Source organism: Pseudomonas sp. SZ57 (assembly GCF_009495975.1).
GTDB lineage: Bacteria > Pseudomonadota > Gammaproteobacteria > Pseudomonadales > Pseudomonadaceae > Aquipseudomonas > Aquipseudomonas syringae.
In genome coordinates this window covers 100,903-116,732 of record NZ_WIBD01000007.1, presented here as the reverse complement: position 1 = coordinate 116,732, position 15,830 = coordinate 100,903, and the positions used below count along the sequence as shown (strand labels likewise).

The window sequence follows — 15,830 nt, the reverse complement described above, 5'->3', positions numbered from 1 at the left end:
GCGGCGCTTGCCAACGAAGCGGGAGCTACAGCCGCGGCTCGACCCGCGCAGCCCTGGTCGGCGCAAGAGGCGCAGCGTTCTTGCGAGCGTAGTGATCGTCTTCGGCGAAAGGTTCGTCAGCAGGGTCTGTTTCGACAGGCTGAGCGGCAGGCTTGGGCTGGCGGGCCTTGCGGCTGCGTTCGATCGGCCAGCGGATCAGCACGAACAGCAGGTACGCGGCGAAGGCGAACATGCCGTACATGGCCAGGTCCGACACGGCGGTCCAGATATTGCTGCCGACCTTGAACATCAGGTCGAGCGCTGTGATCGCCACGGCTGGCGCCATCGCGTCCTTGGCAGGGTCAACCATGGTCGGCGTAAACAGCAGCACCGCGACCGCCACCAGCAACGGCTCCTTGAGATACCGCCACATCCAGCGGGTCATCAGAAACCATACCAGCAGGCAACCCAACGCGGCGAAGGCGTAGACGCTCCAGGCGATCAGATAGTCGTTTTCGGTCATGACGTCCGTGGTAAGCCAGGTAAAGAGGCGCTTATGATAACGGCTTTTGCCTGACGCGGCTTGCCTCGCTTCAGTATTCGGTTCAGCGTGTACCGATATTTTCCTGATTGATGCCTTAACAGAGAGCCCAGCATGTCCTTCTCGAATGCAACCTCCAGCGCCCCGATCGCTCGCAAGGCCGACGGTCCCGACCCTTATGCCTGGCTGCAGAACCGCGACACCGACGAAGTGCTCGACTACCTCAAGGCCGAAAACGCCTGGCAGGAGCAGCAACTGGCAGAGCAGACCGGGTTGCGCGAAAGCCTGTTCGAGGAAATCAAGGGCCGCATCCTCGAAACCGACCTGTCGCTGCCCTCCCCCTGGGGCGCGTACCTTTATTACACCCGCACCACACAAGGCGACGAATACGCCCGGCACTACCGCTGCCCGCGCCCGGCCGACGACAGCAACACGGTGGATGAAAGCGCCGAGGAATTGTTGCTCGACCCTAACGAGATGGCCGATGGCGGCTTTTTCTCGCTGGGCGCGTTCAGCATCAGCCCTGACCACCAGCGTCTGGCCTACAGCCTGGACACCAGTGGCGACGAGGTGTACGAGCTTTACGTCAAGGAACTGAGCACCGGTCAGATCAGCAGCCTGCCCTTCGAAAACTGCGACGGCAGCATGACCTGGGCCAACGACAGCCAGACCCTGTTTTTCGGCGAGCTGGACGAAACCCATCGCCCGGGCAAGCTGCATCGCCATACCCTGGGCACGGCATCAGCCGAGCTGGTGTTCGACGAGCCGGACGGCCGCTTCTTCCTGCACTGTTTCCGCAGCAGCTCCGAGCGCCAACTGATCATTCTGCTCAACAGCAAAACCACCAGCGAAGCCTGGGTGCTCGACGCCGATCATCCGCAGCAGGCTTTCACCTGTCTCGCACCGCGCAGCGAAGGTCACGAATACTATCCAGACCACGGGTTGCTCGATGGCGTCTGGACCTGGTTCATCCGCAGCAATCAGAGCGGCATCAACTTCGCGCTGTATCACGCAGCGCAACAAGCCAGTGGCGTACCGGTGCGCGAGGACTGGCAGACGCTGGTCGCGCACGACGACAAGGTCATGCTCGAAGGCGTCAGCCTCAACGCCAAAGGCATCAGCCTGAGCCTGCGCGAGGGCGGCCTGCCGATCATCGAAGTACGTCCGCAGGCGCTGCCGACCTATCGCGTGCAGCTGCCTGACGCCGCGTACAGCCTGTATGTGCAGGACACGCTGGAATTCGACAGCGACAAAATTCGCTTGCGCTACCAGTCGCTGAACCGTCCGGCCCAGGTCCGTCAACTGACCCTGGCCAGCGGCGAGCAAGTGGTACTCAAGGAAACCCCGGTACTGGGCACCTTCGACGCCGATGCCTACGTCAGCCAGCGTTTGTGGGCCACGGCCAGCGATGGCGCCCAGGTGCCGATCAGCCTGGTGGTCAAGCGCGAACTGGCCGGACAGGCCACCCCGCTGTATCTGTACGGCTACGGCGCCTATGGCGAGAGCCTCGACCCGTGGTTTTCCCACGCCCGTCTGAGCCTGCTCGACCGTGGCGTGGCGTTCGCCATTGCCCATGTGCGCGGCGGCGGCGAGCTGGGCGAGGCCTGGTATCGCAACGGCAAGCAGGAACACAAACAGAACACCTTCGGCGATTTCATTGCCTGCGCCGAACACCTTGTCGCTCAGGGTCTGACCAGCGCTGAACAACTGGTGATCAGCGGTGGCAGCGCCGGCGGCCTGCTGATCGGTGCGGTGCTCAACCAGCGGCCCGAGCTGTTCAAGGCAGCGATAGCAGAAGTGCCGTTCGTCGATGTGCTGAACACCATGCTCGACCCGGACCTGCCGCTGACCGTCACCGAATACGACGAATGGGGCAACCCGCAGGAGCCCGAGGTCTACGCGCGCATCAAGGCCTACGCGCCCTACGAAAACGTCACGGCTCAGGCCTACCCGGCCATGCTGGTCATCGCCGGTTACAACGACAGCCGCGTGCAGTATTGGGAAGCCGCCAAATGGGTCGCGAAATTGCGCGCCACCAAGACCGACGACAATCCGCTGCTGCTCAAGACCGAACTGGGTGCCGGGCACGGTGGCATGAGCGGTCGCTATCAGGGCTTGCGTGACGTGGCGCTGGAGTACGCGTTTATCTTCAAGGTATTGCAGATCGCTGAATGAACTTGGTGTGAAACACCTGTCTTACTAGGATCGGGGGCAGCGGAGTTGCCCCTTTGTCAGGATTACCAGACCTCACATGTCAGAACCACTGTCCAACCTGAACAACGCCATACGCGACATGCTGCTGGATTGCGGCCTGTTCGACACGCTGCTGCCGGGCGATTTCTTTACCGTAGCCGGCTATTTCAGCATTACCGATATCGATAAGGGCGAGACTATTTTCGCCGAGGGCGATGCCGGAACCTTCATGTGCATCATCCATCAGGGCACCGTGTCTGTGCAGAAGCTTGCTGCAGACGGCCAACAGGTGGAAATCGCCGTTCTGCGGCGCGGACGCGCCTTTGGGGAAATGGCGGTGCTGGATGGCGAGCGCCGCTCGGCCAGTTGTGTTGCAGCCACCAGTTGCCAGCTATTGAACCTGGGCCGTGATTCACTGGACAAGATGCTCGAGGACGCGCCAAAAATCGCCGCCAAGATCATTCGCGCCCTGGCCATCTCGTTGTCCAAGCGCCTGCGCATGGTCGATGGTCAATTACTCTCCCAGCAGGTGTGAGTTTGCCCATCTGGCGCTAAACTTGCCGATATTCCGCTTTCAATGCGCACACGCACAGGTGACACCATGAGCACGGCCAATCCCCCTTCCCATACTGCCAAGCTGGACCGCATCCTGGCCGACGCCCAGCGCGATCGCGAGATGGGCTACCGCGACAAGGCGCTGCGCATGTACCCGCATGTTTGCGGCCGCTGCGCGCGCGAGTTCGCAGGCAAACGCCTCAGCGAACTGACCGTACACCACCGCGACCACAACCATGACAACAACCCGCAGGACGGCTCCAACTGGGAGCTGCTGTGCCTGTATTGCCACGATAACGAGCACTCGCGCTACACCGACCAGCAGTACTTCGCCGATGGCTCTCTGGGCAGTCCGAAAACCGCCAAGGCCACTCACAACCCGTTCGCCGCACTGGCCGGGCTGATGAAAAAGGACGAGTGACCTCGGCACCACCGACCAGCCACGCTCCCCCGCCCGACCCGCACTTCCCCTGGCCTGCGACCACCCGACCGACCGGATACTTTGTCATGCCCACCCGAACCTCAAGACGAACCTTTGTAAAAGGGCTGGCCGCCAGTGGCCTGCTCGGCGGCCTTGGGCTGTGGCGCAGCCCGGCGTGGGCAGTGGCCAATCCGGGGCAGCCCAACGGGTTGTCCGGCACCGAGTTCGATCTGTATATCGGCGAAACTCAGGTCAACATCACCGGCAGTGCCAGGACCGCGCAGACCATCAACGGCGGCATCCCTGGCCCGCTGCTGCGCTGGCGCGAAGGCGACACAGTGACCCTGAGGGTCAAGAACCGGCTAGACGAAGCCACATCCATCCATTGGCACGGCATCATCCTGCCGGCCAACATGGACGGCGTGCCGGGGTTGAGTTTTGACGGCATTGCGCCGGATGGCCTGTATGTCTACCGCTTCAAGGTCAGGCAGCACGGCACCTACTGGTATCACAGCCACTCCGGCTTCCAGGAACAGTCGGGGGTCTACGGGCCGCTGGTGATCGACGCGAAAGAGCCGGAGCCGTTCGAATACGACCGCGAACACGTGATCATGCTCAGCGACTGGACCGACGAAGAGCCGGTCCAACTGATGAAAACGCTCAAGAAACAGTCCGATTACTACAACAATAACCAGCGCACCGTCGGCGACTTCATCAACGACGTGGGTGAAAAAGGCTGGAGCGAGACCACCAGGGATCGCTGGATGTGGGCGAAGATGAGAATGGACCCGACCGATCTGGCGGATGTCAGCGGTGCGACCTACACCTACCTGATGAACGGTCAGGCGCCGAACATGAACTGGACCGGGCTGTTCAAGCCTGGCGAGCGGATCCGACTGCGGCTGATCAACGGCTCGGCAATGACGTACTTCGACGTGCGCATTCCGGGCCTGAAGATGACCGTGGTGGCCAGCGACGGCCAGCACGTCAAGCCGGTGACCGTCGACGAGTTGCGCATCGCAGTGGCGGAAACCTTCGACGTGATTGTCGAACCGGCGGAAGGTGCCTATACCCTGTTCGCCCAGTCGATGGACCGCACCGGTTACGCCCGCGGCACCCTGGCCAGCAGGCCCGGCCTGCAGGCTGCCGTTCCGCCCCTCGATCCACGCCCGCTGTTGAGCATGGACGATATGGGTATGGCGGGCATGGAGCATGGCAGCATGAACCACCCCGCAGCCCCGGCAACGCACGACATGTCAGGCATGGACCACAGCAAGATGGGCCACGACGCGATGCCCGCAATGGACCACGCGCAGATGCCGGCCAACAAAACGCCGACCCCGCAATCGCACCCAGAAAGCGAAAACAACAACCCACTGGTCGACATGCAAGCCATGAGCACCTCGCCCAAGCTCGACGATCCGGGCATCGGCCTCCGGGGCAATGGCCGCAGAGTCCTGACCTACGCTGACCTGCGCAGCACCTTCGAAGACCCGGACGGCCGTGAGCCGAGCCGCACGATCGAACTGCACCTGACCGGGCACATGGAAAAATACGCCTGGTCATTCGACGGTGTGAAGTTCTCGGACGCCAAACCGTTGATGCTCAAATACGGCGAGCGGGTGCGTGTCGTGCTGGTCAACGACACGATGATGACCCACCCCATCCATCTGCATGGCATGTGGAGCGACCTCGAAGATGAAAACGGCCGGTTCATGGTGCGCAAACACACCATCGACATGCCACCGGGGTCACGCCGCAGCTACCGCGTGACCGCCGATGCGCTGGGCCGTTGGGCTTATCACTGCCACATGCTGTACCACATGGAAATGGGCATGTTCCGCGAAGTGCGGGTGGAAGAATGAGGACCTTGATGTTGAGCAGAACGCTGAATTCGCCCCGCCTGCCGATGCTGCTGCTGGCCGCCGGGCTGACCGCTGCACCGTGGACCTCGAGCATGGCCGCCGGAATGGAAGGCATGGACCACGGCAGCCACGAAATGCACATGGACGCCAGCGACAGCGAGGACGCGCCCTCGACACAGGTTGCGCCCGCCCAGAGCCGAACCCCGATCCCGCCGATCACTGATGCGGACCGGGCTGCGGTGTACACCAGCCACGCCGGCCATCAGGTCCATGACAGCGCCATCAACAGTTACTTCCTGGCTGACAAGCTGGAATGGCAGGACGCCAACGACGGCAGCGCGCTGGCCTGGGACCTGTCCGGCTGGATTGGCGGTGATATCGACCGCCTGCTGCTGCGCTCCGAAGGTGAGCGAACCAACGGCAAGACCGAAGAAGCGGAAATCCAGGCGTTGTGGGGCCACTCGATCAGCCCTTGGTGGGACGTGGTCGCCGGAGCACGTCAGGATTTCAAGCCGGGCGCACCGCAAACCTGGGCCGCCTTCGGCCTGCAGGGCCAAGCCATTTCGGATCTGGATATCGAGGCCACCGCGTTCATCGGCGAAGCCGGGCAGACCGCCGCTCGCCTGGAAGCCGACTACGACCTCCAGCTGACCAGCAATGTGGTGCTGCAACCCACCGCTGAGCTGAACTTCTACGGCAAGAACGACCCGCAACGCGGCAATGGTTCGGGCCTGTCGACCAGCGAGTTCGGCCTCAGGCTGCGCTACGAAATCATCCCGCAATTCGCACCTTACATCGGCGTGAGCTGGGACCGCTCCTACGGCAAGACCGCCGATTACGCGCGCGAGGACGACGAGGACACCCAGGACGCGCGACTGGTGGTCGGCGTGCGCATGTGGTTCTGAACACAGTCAATGGCATTGCTCTGAGGCTGCCGTATAATCCCCGGTTTTCTTCAGAGCACCCTCCCCGTGGCCAACAAACGGTACGCCTGCATCGGTCTTTACAACCCCAAGTCCCCGGAAAACGTCGGCTCCGTCATGCGTGCCGCCGGCTGTTACGGCGTGGCGTCGGTGTTCTATACCGGTAAACGCTATGAGCGCGCGCGGGACTTCATCACCGACACCAAGAAAATCCATCAGGACATCCCGCTGATCGGCATCGAAGACCTCAAAAGCATTCTGCCGCTGGGTTGCATTCCGGTGGCTGTCGAACTGGTCGACGGCGCCCGTGCGCTGCCCGAATACACGCACCCTGATCGCGCACTGTATATCTTCGGCCCGGAAGATGGCTCGCTGGATCAGCAGATTCGCGACTGGTGTGAAGACGTGGTCTATATCCCGACCGAGGGCTGCATGAATCTGGCGGCGACCGTCAATGTGGTCCTCTATGACCGCATGGCCAAAGGTATCAATACCCGTTCGGGCCCGCAGTTCGGTCGCGAGAAAATTGATCCGGCCAGCGACCGCTGACGGAAAAGCATTGAACCAGTGTCGCGGACGGGCAGTCAGTTTCTCTGAATCGAGCAACTGCTTCCAATCTGCCAACTCCGACCTACTACCTCATGGAGAGCCATCATGCGCGACACACCAATCATCGAACGCATCGACACACCTGAACTGCTTCAACGCACCCCCGAGCAGAACGTAAACGGCTGGGAGCGTATCGGCTCGCTGGCTGGCGGCGTACTGCTGATGGGTAAAGGCGTCCGTCGTGGCGGCTTTCTGGGCCTGATCCAATTGGCAATCGGCGGCGCGGCCCTGGCGCGCGGCATCAGTGGCCACTGCTCGGCCAAGAGCCTGATGGAAAAAGGCCGCAGCGATCTGCAAAGCGCACGCTCGACCATCGAACGTGCCGGTGCGCAACTGAATAACCTCAAGGACGACGCTGAAGATGCCGTGAAGACGGCGGCTGCCAAAGGCGTGGAAGCGCTGACCGAGCCAAAGCCGGTCATTTAAGCGTTCAACCCGCGCGAAAAATCAGGTAATCCTCCCAGTCGTCCTCGGCCACATTGTTCTCGCTGAGCATGCGGCCTGACTGGGAGATGCGTTCGTGATGCACGGCCGTGCGATCACCGCACACCAGATGGTGCCAGAGCGGCAAATCCTTGCCCTCGCTGACCAGACGATAGCCGCAGGTTGGCGGCAGCCATTTGAATTCATCTGCCTGACCGGGCGTCAGCTGAATGCAATCGGGCACCGAAGCACGACGGTTTGCGTAGTCGGAACACTGGCAGTTTTTCAGATCCAGCAGCTTGCAGGCAATTCGCGTGTAATAAACCGCGTTGTCTTCCTCATCCTCAAGCTTCTGCAGGCAGCACAGGCCACAGCCATCGCACAACGACTCCCACTCTTGGGTGTCGAGCTGGTCAAGGGTCTTGCGAATCCAGAAGGGTTCAACTTTAGCGGCCATGGTTCGGATAACGGTATCGATAATGAAAAGGCCGCCAGTCTAGAGGTACACGGGGTGCGGGCCAAGCACTTGCGACTGCCGGTAGCCGGGACTTGTCAGCGACGGGGCAAAACAGTAGCGTTAACGGGTTTTCAGTGCGTTCAAGCGATGCCTGCCGACCACGGCCCATCAAGCCACGCTCGTTTTCAACCTTCGCTATCAAGGACTCTCATGAGCACGAACCCTCGCATCGCCGATCACCCTATCGACCCGCAATTCACCGAGCGCTGGTCGCCACGTGCCTTCAGCGGCGAAAGCATCGACCAGGAAACCCTGCTGAGCTTTTTCGAAGCCGCACGCTGGGCGCCCTCGGCGTATAACTCGCAGCCCTGGCGCTTTCTCTATGCACGTCGCGATACGCCGAACTGGGAGCGTTATCTGGGCTTGCTGAACGAGTTCAACCGCAGTTGGGCGCAACACGCGGCAGCCTTGGTGATCGTCATTTCCAAGACCACCTTCGTCGCCCCAGGCGCAAGCGAAGAGAGCCCGGCTCTATGGCACACCTTCGACACGGGTTCGGCATGGGGTTACCTGGCACTGCAGGCCAGCCTGAGCGGCTGGCACACCCACGGCATGGCCGGTTTCGATCAGGATCTGACCCGCAAGGAACTGAATATTCCTGAAGGCTACGCAGTGCATGCGGCCATCGCGATTGGCAAGCTGGGGGACAAATCGACCTTGCCGGACTACCTGCAAGGCCGCGAAGTGCCAAGCCCGCGCAAGCCGCTGGCAGAACTGGCCGCCGAAGGTGATTTTTCGCTGTAAACCGACTGGTTGCAGTAATCGATGCCTGCGAGCCGACGCCTGACACGTCGGCTCGTTGGCAAGGGCGTCAGTAACCTCGCGAAAAATCGACCTCTCCGCGCAGCGCTTCTCCCGCCTGAAAAGCGTTCAGGTTATGCACGAAAAGCTCGGTCATGGCCACTGGCGAGGTAGGCGCCGAGCTGTGACCGGTCAACAGCAGACCGTAGGCAGTCCAGAACGGATGCCGCTGCGGCAAAGGCTCCTGACGGCAGACGTCAATCACCGCGCCAGCCAGATGCCCTTCCTTCAACGCCTCGACCAGATCCGCATCGACGACCGCGACCCCGCGTCCGACATTCATGAACAGCGCCGTGGGCTTGAAGCTGGCGAACAACCTGGCGTCGTACAGGTCGTGCGTCTCGGGCGTGTTGGGCAGCAGGTTGATGACGTAATCCATCTCGCCGAGCAGACGCGTCATGTCTGACAACGCCGTCACTTCAATGAACGGCTCCTGAGTGCGCGCACTGGAGGCCACACCGTACACCTGCACGCCGAACGGCAGGAGGAACTCGGCAACGCGCTGACCGATATCACCGGCACCGACGATCAATGCCTTGCGGCCCGCCAGGCTCTGCCCGGTGCGGTTGTCCCACTTGCGCTCGACCTGACTCATCAGGCGCGCCAGCACCTCACGCTCATGGCCGAGCATGTAGGTCAAAACGAATTCAGCCATGACCTGACCGAAAATCCCGACTGCACGGGTCAGGCGATAGTCCCGCGACAGGCTGTCAGCCAGCAGCGGTGTGATGCCCGCCCAGGTGGATTGCAGCCATTGCGGCGCGTGCCCCTGCCGCAGCAGATTGGCCATCAGGTCGGGCTGTCCCAGCCAGACCGGGCAGTCGCTGGCCATGCGCGACAACTCGGCAGAATCGCCAGTGCTGAAAACTTCCAGATCAGGCGCAGCCTTGCGCAACAATTGGGTGTAAACGTGGTAATCGTGCTCGGCAATCAGAACGCGCATGTTTCAAAAACCTTAAAAACAGGACAGGCAACCCACGTCGATGTGGGCCGCTTTACAACGTGAGCAACGATTACATGGGATCGTTGCGGCGCAGCAGCTCTTCGGGCAAGTGCTCGATGTAATCGTCTTCAGCCGGCGGCATCTGCAAGTGATAGCCCTGGCTGTCGAGGTTCTCCAGCACCACATTGATATCTTCGCGCGACAGCGCCCGTTCGGGGCTCAGTACCAGATCGAACGCATGAACCGGCTTGCCGAAGGCCACCATCAGCTCGGGCGGCACACGCTTGAGGACGTCACTTTTCAGAACGTAAAGGTACATCTCGTTTCTTTTCGGGCTGCGATAAATCGAGCAGATGCGCTTCAAGACGGTTCTCCGGAGGTGGCCAGGCTGTCCAGCAGCGCCTGACCCATCAACTCGCGACGCCAGCCACGCAGCGAGTCGGGTAATTGGTAAGGACCGTCGGGGTAGCCGCTCTTGAGCAGGGCTTCGAGGGTCTTCTTGCGCAGCATCAGCTCTGGGGCCATGTCCAGTCGCTCGGCGTACTGCTGACCGATGGCCCGCAGACGCTTGATCGACCCGGCCGCATCGATGGGCAACGGCTCGGGCAACGCAGGTGGCCATTCTTCCGGAGGCAACACGCTCGCGGTCTTGATCAGTTCGAGCAGAAACTCGCCGTCATGGCGGACCGTACGCGGGTGCATGTCTTCGATCCGCGCCAGCGCGCCGAGGTTGTCCGGCTGGGTCTTGGCCAATGGCCAGAGCGAATGCTCACGCACGATGCGGTTGCGCGGCAGGTTGCGGGCACGCGCCTCGCGCTCACGCCAGGCACACAGCTCGCGCAGCACCGCCAGCTGGGCGCGGGACAACTTCCAGGCCAGCTTGGCGTCGCGATATACCTCGTACGGGTCCACCTCACGGCGCAGATTGGCGACCAGTTCCGCGCCGTCATCCAGCAGCCAGGCGTATTTGTCGTCGGACAAGCGCGGGCGCAGGATGGTGAACAGCTCGGCCAGATGCACGGCATCTTCGGCCGCGTAGCTGATCTGCGTTTCCGACAGCGGACGCTGCAGCCAATCGGAGCGGGTTTCGCCCTTGGGCAGGTCGATGTCGAGGACCTCCTGCACCAGACGCGAGTAGCCCATGGAAAAACCGAGGTTCAGGTAGGCAGCCGCCAACTGGGTATCGAACAGCGGGACCGGCAGGCTGCCGGTCAGGCGCAGCAACACCTCGAGGTCTTCGCTGCACGCGTGCACCACTTTGATGACGTCGGGGTTTTCGAGCAACGCAGACAGCGGCCGCCAGTCGTTGATCAGCAACGGATCAATCAGCCAGGCGCTCTGCCCGTCGCCGATCTGCAGCAACGCAGCGATCGGATAAAAAGTGTCGACCCGCATGAACTCGGTGTCGAGCGCCACGAAAGGCAGTGACTGCCATTGTGCGCAATGCCGGGCGAGGCTGTCGTCGTCGCGAATCCAGTGAATATCGATGGCCACACGGCTCTCCCTTCAACAATGGCGCGCAGTATATATCGTCATGGGAGATTATCGCGCGTCTGTCGTCCGGGTCTGGCGCATCTTCATGCAAATGACGGACAGGAGGAGCTATTGCCGGGCGGACGCGCTGCCGATGATCGTCCCCATAACGTGAGAGGACGATCAATACCCGACACGCCGCGCACGTGGTTACTTGTCGGTGGCTGCCAACTCGCTGCGGCATCCGGCAAACATATCGAGACTGGGGTCATAAACCTTGGTGTCGACTTTCAACAGGCCGAGCATGGAATGGAAAAGATTGTCCTGACTCAACGGTGCGTTACGCTGTTTGGCCAGGCACTCCGGCGTGACGGCGAATGACTTCTGATAGTTATCGGACAACCAGACCATCATCGGCACATGCTTTTGCTGATCAGGCGCCAGCACATAAGGCGTGCCGTGCAGGAACAGGTTGTATTCGCCCAGCGACTCGCCATGGTCCGACAGATACACCATGGCGGTATCGACCTTGTTTTGATTGGCGCGTAAAAGATCAATCAGCGTGGACAGTACATGGTCGGTGTACAACAACGTATTGTCGTACGCATTGACGATGCTGTCCCGGCTGCAATTGTTCAGCGCATTGCTTTCACACACCGGGGTAAACTTTTCAAACTCTTTTGGGTAACGTTTGTAGTATTCAGGCCCGTGGCTGCCCATCTGATGCAGAACAAGCACCGTGTCCTTGTCGAGGCTGTCGATAAAGGTCTGCAGGTTTTGCAAGAGTATCTCGTCCCGGCATTCGTGGTTGTTGCACAACAGCGGATCCTTGAGATTGCTCACGTCCTGAAAGGTCACTCGATCACAGGTGCCTTTGCAGCCAGCCTGATTGTCACGCCATATCACGTCTATACCCGCGCGCTTCAGTACATCCAGCAAGCCTTCCTGATTGCGCGCCTGGGTAGCGTTGTAATTCTTGCGTCCCATGTTGGAGAACATGCAAGGCACCGACACGGCGGTTTCGGTGCCGCAGGAATACACATCGGTAAACGCCACCAGCCCGCTTTCCTTGTTCAGGTTGGGCGTGGTGTTACGACCGTAGCCAAGGATTCCGAAGTTCTCGGCCCGGGCACTTTCGCCGACCACCAGCACGGTCAAGGATTTGCGGGCATGCGTGGCCCAGTCCGCAGAACGTTTGGCGTCCTCGCCGATCTTGACGAACGGCCGTCTTGCGGAGATCACCTGTTCACTCAGGTAGCCCAGCGACGCACCAATGTAATTGCTCGGCACCACCATCAGGCGCAATTCATGGTGATTGCGAAACAATGACGACAAGCCCTGGTAATTGGCCAGTGCAACGCCGCCGATTGCCACACAGCACGCCACCGTCACCAGCAGTTTGCTGAACAGTTCAAGGTGCCAGCGACGGTAGCTGATCGGCAGTTTCCAGAGTATCAACGAGGGCACTACGCCCAGCAGAAGGATATACAAGGCCAGTTTTAAAGACAGCAGCCCCTGCACTTCCGTCACGTTGGTTTCGGCGAAGTTTCGAAACATGCCGGCGTCGATCATGACCCCGTATTCGGTCATGAAATAAACCACCCCCGCGCTGATCATAAACAGACTGATCAACACCGGTTTAAACACACGACGGAATGCCAACAGCGTCAACACAATATTGAACACGCAGAAAATCATCAAGCCAAACGCAAAGCGCATGGCCAACCCTTTGCTATCGGCGCTGGTAATCGAGAAAAGATGCTGCCAGAGATTGAGATTGAAACCCAGTAACAGAAACGCACTGGCAAGTAGGGTTACAACCTCTGGACGAACAGTTCTGGGTGTCGGCATCGTGGTCTGCTTATCGAATTAATATGCATCAGGCGTTCGGGAGCCAGTTAATGCTCCGATGGCGCGCACTGTAGGCAGCGCATCATCAATTTTATGTGAAAACGATGAGAGTATTGGGTTGAATGAAGCTTATTTCACTGTAAAGAAATGCGTTGCAGCATTAACGCATTTGCGAGCAGCGTGTCTCCGCAAGCAAGCTTGCGGAGACATCAGCCGTTCAAACGCGCCTGATCAGACCGAGCGACGGCGGTAGGCCCGGTAGCCCGGCAACCAGAAATTGCGCTCGATGGCCTCAAGCAGCGCCTCTTCGGTGGTTTCCAGTGCCAGCCCTTCGGCTTGCGCTTCCCTGGCCACAGCCAGGGCGATCTTTCGGCTGACCTGCTGGATTTCCTTGAGCGGCGGCAACACCGCATCACCCTTCCCTGTCACCATCGGCGAGCATTCCGCCAGTGCATTGGACGCCGCCATGAGCATCCGGTCGGTGATACGCGATGCCTTGCAGGCCACCACGCCGAGGCCGATGCCCGGAAAGATGTAGGAGTTGTTGCACTGCGCAATGTGCACCGTGCGACCGTTGATCTCCACTGGCGCAAACGGACTACCGGTGGCTACCAGTGCATTGCCGTCGGTCCAGCGCAGGATTTCTTCCGGAGTGGCTTCCACTTTGGACGTCGGATTGGACAGCGGCATTACCAGGGGTTTGGCGCAATGCTTGTGCAGCTCGCGAATCACTTGTTCGGTGAACAGACCGCGCTGCCCGGACACACCGATCATTACGGTGGCCCCGGCGTGAGTGACTACATCGAGCAACTGCGGAAAGGCTTCCGAGCCGGCAGTCCAGCCAGACACGTCGGCAGTCTTTTGCGCCAGTCGTTTCTGGAAGTCGAGCAGATTGTCCATGCTTTCGGTCAACAGGCCGAAACGATCAACCATGAAGATGCGTTTGCGCGCTTCGCTTTCGCTCAGGCCTTCGATGCGCATCGCTGCGATGATGTGCTCGGCGATCCCGCAGCCTGCCGAACCGGCACCGACAAACACCACTTTCTGCTGACCGAGGGTTTCATTCTTGGCCTTGCAGGCCGCCAGCAACGTACCCACGGCGACCGAAGCTGTGCCCTGGATGTCATCGTTGAAGCAGCACAGCTCGTCCCGATACTTTTCGAGCAACGGCATGGCGTTGGACTGGGCGAAATCTTCGAACTGCAGCAACACGTCAGGCCAGCGACGCTGCACCGCGTCGATGAACAGCGCGATGAAGTCTTCGTATGCCTTGCCCGATACCCGCTCGTGACGCCAGCCCATATACATCGGGTCGTCCAGCAGCTCACGGTTGTTGGTGCCGACATCCAGCACGATCGGCAGCGTGTACGCCGGGCTGATCCCGCCACACGCGGTGTACAACGACAATTTGCCAATCGGAATGCCCATGCCGCCGATGCCCTGGTCGCCCAGACCGAGAATTCGTTCGCTGTCGGTCACGACAATGATCTTGATCCGGTCCTTGGTCGCGCTGCGCAAAATGTCATCGATGCGGTCGCGCTCAGGGTAGGAAATGAACAGGCCGCGATGCGTGCGGTAGATCTTGGAGAATTCCTGACAAGCCTGCCCCACCGTCGGCGTGTAGATGATCGGCAGCATCTCGTCCAGGTGGGAGTCGAGCAGACGGAAAAACAGGGTTTCGTTGTTGTCCTGGATCGAGCGCAGGTAGATATGCTTGTCCAGGTCGCTGGCACACTGTTTGTACTGGCTGTAGACCCGGGTGACTTGCTCTTCGATCGTCTCTACGTTCTGCGGCAGGAGCCCGATCAGATTGAATTCGACCCGCTCTTGCGGGGTGAAGGCACTGCCTTTGTTCAGCAGGGGCATTTCCAGCAGTGAGGGTCCTGCGTAGGAAATGTACAAAGGTCGGGAAGTTTTGGTCATTTTCTCTAATCGCCTTTTTCGTCTACTCATTAATTCTTTACGTCGACCGGGGCGGGCAGCCTGGCTCAGTTCTTGTTGTTTTTTCTTGTCGCCAGCTCTCTATCAGGTCATGCCGAAAACCATTCGGCAGATAAGGTCAGGGCGAACATATTACTCGCCTGACAGCGGCTTGCGACATTTTGTCGCGCAAAGAGTGGCTAAGTGACGCTATTGCAGACACAGCTTCCCATGACCAGCCAGTGCATTCAGCACGCTGGAGGCCATCATGGTCTCGGGTTGAAAAAGCCCCGACGGACGTCGGGGCTCCATGGGGTCAGGCTACGTCAGGCTTTTCGGCGATAAGCCCGATGGTGAACCCATCGACTGCCGAGATTCGGCCCCGCCACAGCACACCGGCATCACAAATCGGGTTGCCGTCAGTGGAATAGGTGCGGCAGTCCTTCAAGTGAATGAAATGGAAGGCCGGGGTGTCTTCAGACGACTCACCGGGCTTGAAGGACAGGATCATCTCTTTCATGGTCGCGTCAGTACCGTTGGCGAACGAACTGAACGGTGCCGAGATATCGTCGGCCAACTGCTCGAAATACGCATCGTGAGAAATCAGATGCCCGGAAACCAGATTCCCGCCCACCGACAACGTCACGCCCATCTCAACCTTGGTGTTGGCAACAAACTTGACCAGCCATTGCAGCAACCAGTCGATCTGCTTGCCCTGCCACTTGAACTGAGCAATCACGTCATCGTGGCTCTGGCTGGGAGAAGGTTGCGACTTTTGTACCTGATCTACGTCTGACATCTGAAAGCTCCTCGCCT

At 60.1% G+C, this 15,830-nt stretch carries 16 protein-coding genes; 8 read left to right on the top strand and 8 right to left on the bottom strand.

What is annotated here, in order from left to right:
• Positions 1-25: 25 nt before the first annotated feature.
• Entirely contained in the window at positions 26-502 is a 477-nt protein-coding gene (locus GE543_RS10075) for a hypothetical protein (protein ID WP_003390927.1), read from the bottom strand.
• 132 nt (positions 503-634) lie between these two features.
• Between GE543_RS10075 and GE543_RS10070 the strand changes: the two genes are divergently transcribed.
• From GE543_RS10070 to GE543_RS10040, 7 genes are all read left to right on the top strand, one after another.
• Positions 635-2,695 (top strand): S9 family peptidase, encoded by a 2,061-nt coding sequence (locus tag GE543_RS10070; RefSeq protein WP_153221364.1) that lies wholly within the window; start codon positions 635-637, stop codon positions 2,693-2,695.
• 76 nt (positions 2,696-2,771) lie between these two features.
• Complete coding sequence (locus GE543_RS10065) at positions 2,772-3,248, top strand: cyclic nucleotide-binding domain-containing protein (protein ID WP_003317411.1); 477 nt, start codon at positions 2,772-2,774, stop codon at positions 3,246-3,248.
• A gap of 66 nt (positions 3,249-3,314) precedes the next feature.
• Positions 3,315-3,689: a YajD family HNH nuclease gene (locus GE543_RS10060; RefSeq protein WP_003317410.1), complete on the top strand. Its 375-nt coding sequence runs from the start codon at positions 3,315-3,317 to the stop codon at positions 3,687-3,689.
• 86 nt (positions 3,690-3,775) lie between these two features.
• On the top strand, positions 3,776-5,554 hold the full coding sequence (locus GE543_RS10055; protein WP_153221363.1) for a copper resistance system multicopper oxidase: 1,779 nt from the start codon (positions 3,776-3,778) through the stop codon (positions 5,552-5,554).
• Between the two features lie 8 nt (positions 5,555-5,562).
• Positions 5,563-6,459 (top strand): copper resistance protein B, encoded by an 897-nt coding sequence (locus GE543_RS10050; protein WP_178118585.1) that lies wholly within the window; start codon positions 5,563-5,565, stop codon positions 6,457-6,459.
• A gap of 66 nt (positions 6,460-6,525) precedes the next feature.
• Complete coding sequence (locus tag GE543_RS10045) at positions 6,526-7,026, top strand: RNA methyltransferase (protein ID WP_057405505.1); 501 nt, start codon at positions 6,526-6,528, stop codon at positions 7,024-7,026.
• A 105-nt stretch (positions 7,027-7,131) separates the two neighbouring features.
• Positions 7,132-7,512, top strand: coding sequence for a DUF2892 domain-containing protein (locus GE543_RS10040; protein ID WP_057405507.1), 381 nt, complete (start codon positions 7,132-7,134; stop codon positions 7,510-7,512).
• A gap of 4 nt (positions 7,513-7,516) precedes the next feature.
• Here GE543_RS10040 and GE543_RS10035 read toward each other — a convergent pair whose 3' ends face one another.
• Entirely contained in the window at positions 7,517-7,966 is a 450-nt protein-coding gene (locus GE543_RS10035; protein WP_153221361.1) for a YcgN family cysteine cluster protein, read from the bottom strand.
• Between the two features lie 210 nt (positions 7,967-8,176).
• Here GE543_RS10035 and GE543_RS10030 point away from each other — a divergent pair, with 210 nt between their 5' ends.
• Positions 8,177-8,770, top strand: coding sequence for a nitroreductase family protein (locus tag GE543_RS10030; RefSeq protein WP_003317403.1), 594 nt, complete (start codon positions 8,177-8,179; stop codon positions 8,768-8,770).
• 67 nt (positions 8,771-8,837) lie between these two features.
• Here the strand turns inward: GE543_RS10030 and GE543_RS10025 are convergent, their stop codons facing one another.
• From GE543_RS10025 to gvpU, 6 genes are all read right to left on the bottom strand, one after another.
• Positions 8,838-9,770: a D-2-hydroxyacid dehydrogenase gene (locus GE543_RS10025; RefSeq protein ID WP_153221360.1), complete on the bottom strand. Its 933-nt coding sequence runs from the start codon at positions 9,768-9,770 to the stop codon at positions 8,838-8,840.
• A 70-nt stretch (positions 9,771-9,840) separates the two neighbouring features.
• Positions 9,841-10,134, bottom strand: a complete 294-nt coding sequence (locus tag GE543_RS10020) for a YcgL domain-containing protein (RefSeq protein WP_003317401.1) — start codon at positions 10,132-10,134, stop codon at positions 9,841-9,843.
• Positions 10,131-11,264 carry a ribonuclease D gene (gene rnd, locus GE543_RS10015; protein ID WP_003415608.1) on the bottom strand — a complete coding sequence of 378 codons (1,134 nt, stop codon included), beginning with the start codon at positions 11,262-11,264 and terminating at the stop codon, positions 10,131-10,133. Before rnd ends, GE543_RS10020 begins: the two co-directional genes overlap by 4 nt.
• Positions 11,265-11,453: 189 nt before the next feature.
• Positions 11,454-13,094: a phosphoethanolamine transferase gene (locus GE543_RS10010; RefSeq protein WP_153221359.1), complete on the bottom strand. Its 1,641-nt coding sequence runs from the start codon at positions 13,092-13,094 to the stop codon at positions 11,454-11,456.
• A gap of 231 nt (positions 13,095-13,325) precedes the next feature.
• The gene (locus tag GE543_RS10005) at positions 13,326-15,017 is read right to left on the bottom strand and encodes an NAD-dependent malic enzyme (protein ID WP_153221358.1); all 1,692 of its coding nucleotides are present in this window, start codon (positions 15,015-15,017) and stop codon (positions 13,326-13,328) included.
• Between the two features lie 313 nt (positions 15,018-15,330).
• Entirely contained in the window at positions 15,331-15,813 is a 483-nt protein-coding gene (gvpU, locus tag GE543_RS10000; protein ID WP_153221357.1) for a gas vesicle accessory protein GvpU, read from the bottom strand.
• Positions 15,814-15,830 lie beyond the last annotated feature (17 nt).

Bases quoted from the DNA above. Each gene is read 5' to 3' on its own strand.
- GE543_RS10075 (WP_003390927.1), bottom strand. From the start codon at position 502: ATGACCGAAAACGACTATCTGATCGCCTGGAGCGTCTACGCCTTCGCC.
- GE543_RS10070 (WP_153221364.1), top strand. From the start codon at position 635: ATGTCCTTCTCGAATGCAACCTCCAGCGCCCCGATCGCTCGCAAGGCC.
- GE543_RS10065 (WP_003317411.1), top strand. From the start codon at position 2,772: ATGTCAGAACCACTGTCCAACCTGAACAACGCCATACGCGACATGCTG.
- GE543_RS10060 (WP_003317410.1), top strand. From the start codon at position 3,315: ATGAGCACGGCCAATCCCCCTTCCCATACTGCCAAGCTGGACCGCATC.
- GE543_RS10055 (WP_153221363.1), top strand. From the start codon at position 3,776: ATGCCCACCCGAACCTCAAGACGAACCTTTGTAAAAGGGCTGGCCGCC.
- GE543_RS10050 (WP_178118585.1), top strand. From the start codon at position 5,563: ATGTTGAGCAGAACGCTGAATTCGCCCCGCCTGCCGATGCTGCTGCTG.
- GE543_RS10040 (WP_057405507.1), top strand. From the start codon at position 7,132: ATGCGCGACACACCAATCATCGAACGCATCGACACACCTGAACTGCTT.
- GE543_RS10035 (WP_153221361.1), bottom strand. From the start codon at position 7,966: ATGGCCGCTAAAGTTGAACCCTTCTGGATTCGCAAGACCCTTGACCAG.
- GE543_RS10030 (WP_003317403.1), top strand. From the start codon at position 8,177: ATGAGCACGAACCCTCGCATCGCCGATCACCCTATCGACCCGCAATTC.
- GE543_RS10025 (WP_153221360.1), bottom strand. From the start codon at position 9,770: ATGCGCGTTCTGATTGCCGAGCACGATTACCACGTTTACACCCAATTG.
- GE543_RS10010 (WP_153221359.1), bottom strand. From the start codon at position 13,094: ATGCCGACACCCAGAACTGTTCGTCCAGAGGTTGTAACCCTACTTGCC.
- GE543_RS10005 (WP_153221358.1), bottom strand. From the start codon at position 15,017: ATGACCAAAACTTCCCGACCTTTGTACATTTCCTACGCAGGACCCTCA.
- gvpU (WP_153221357.1), bottom strand. From the start codon at position 15,813: ATGTCAGACGTAGATCAGGTACAAAAGTCGCAACCTTCTCCCAGCCAG.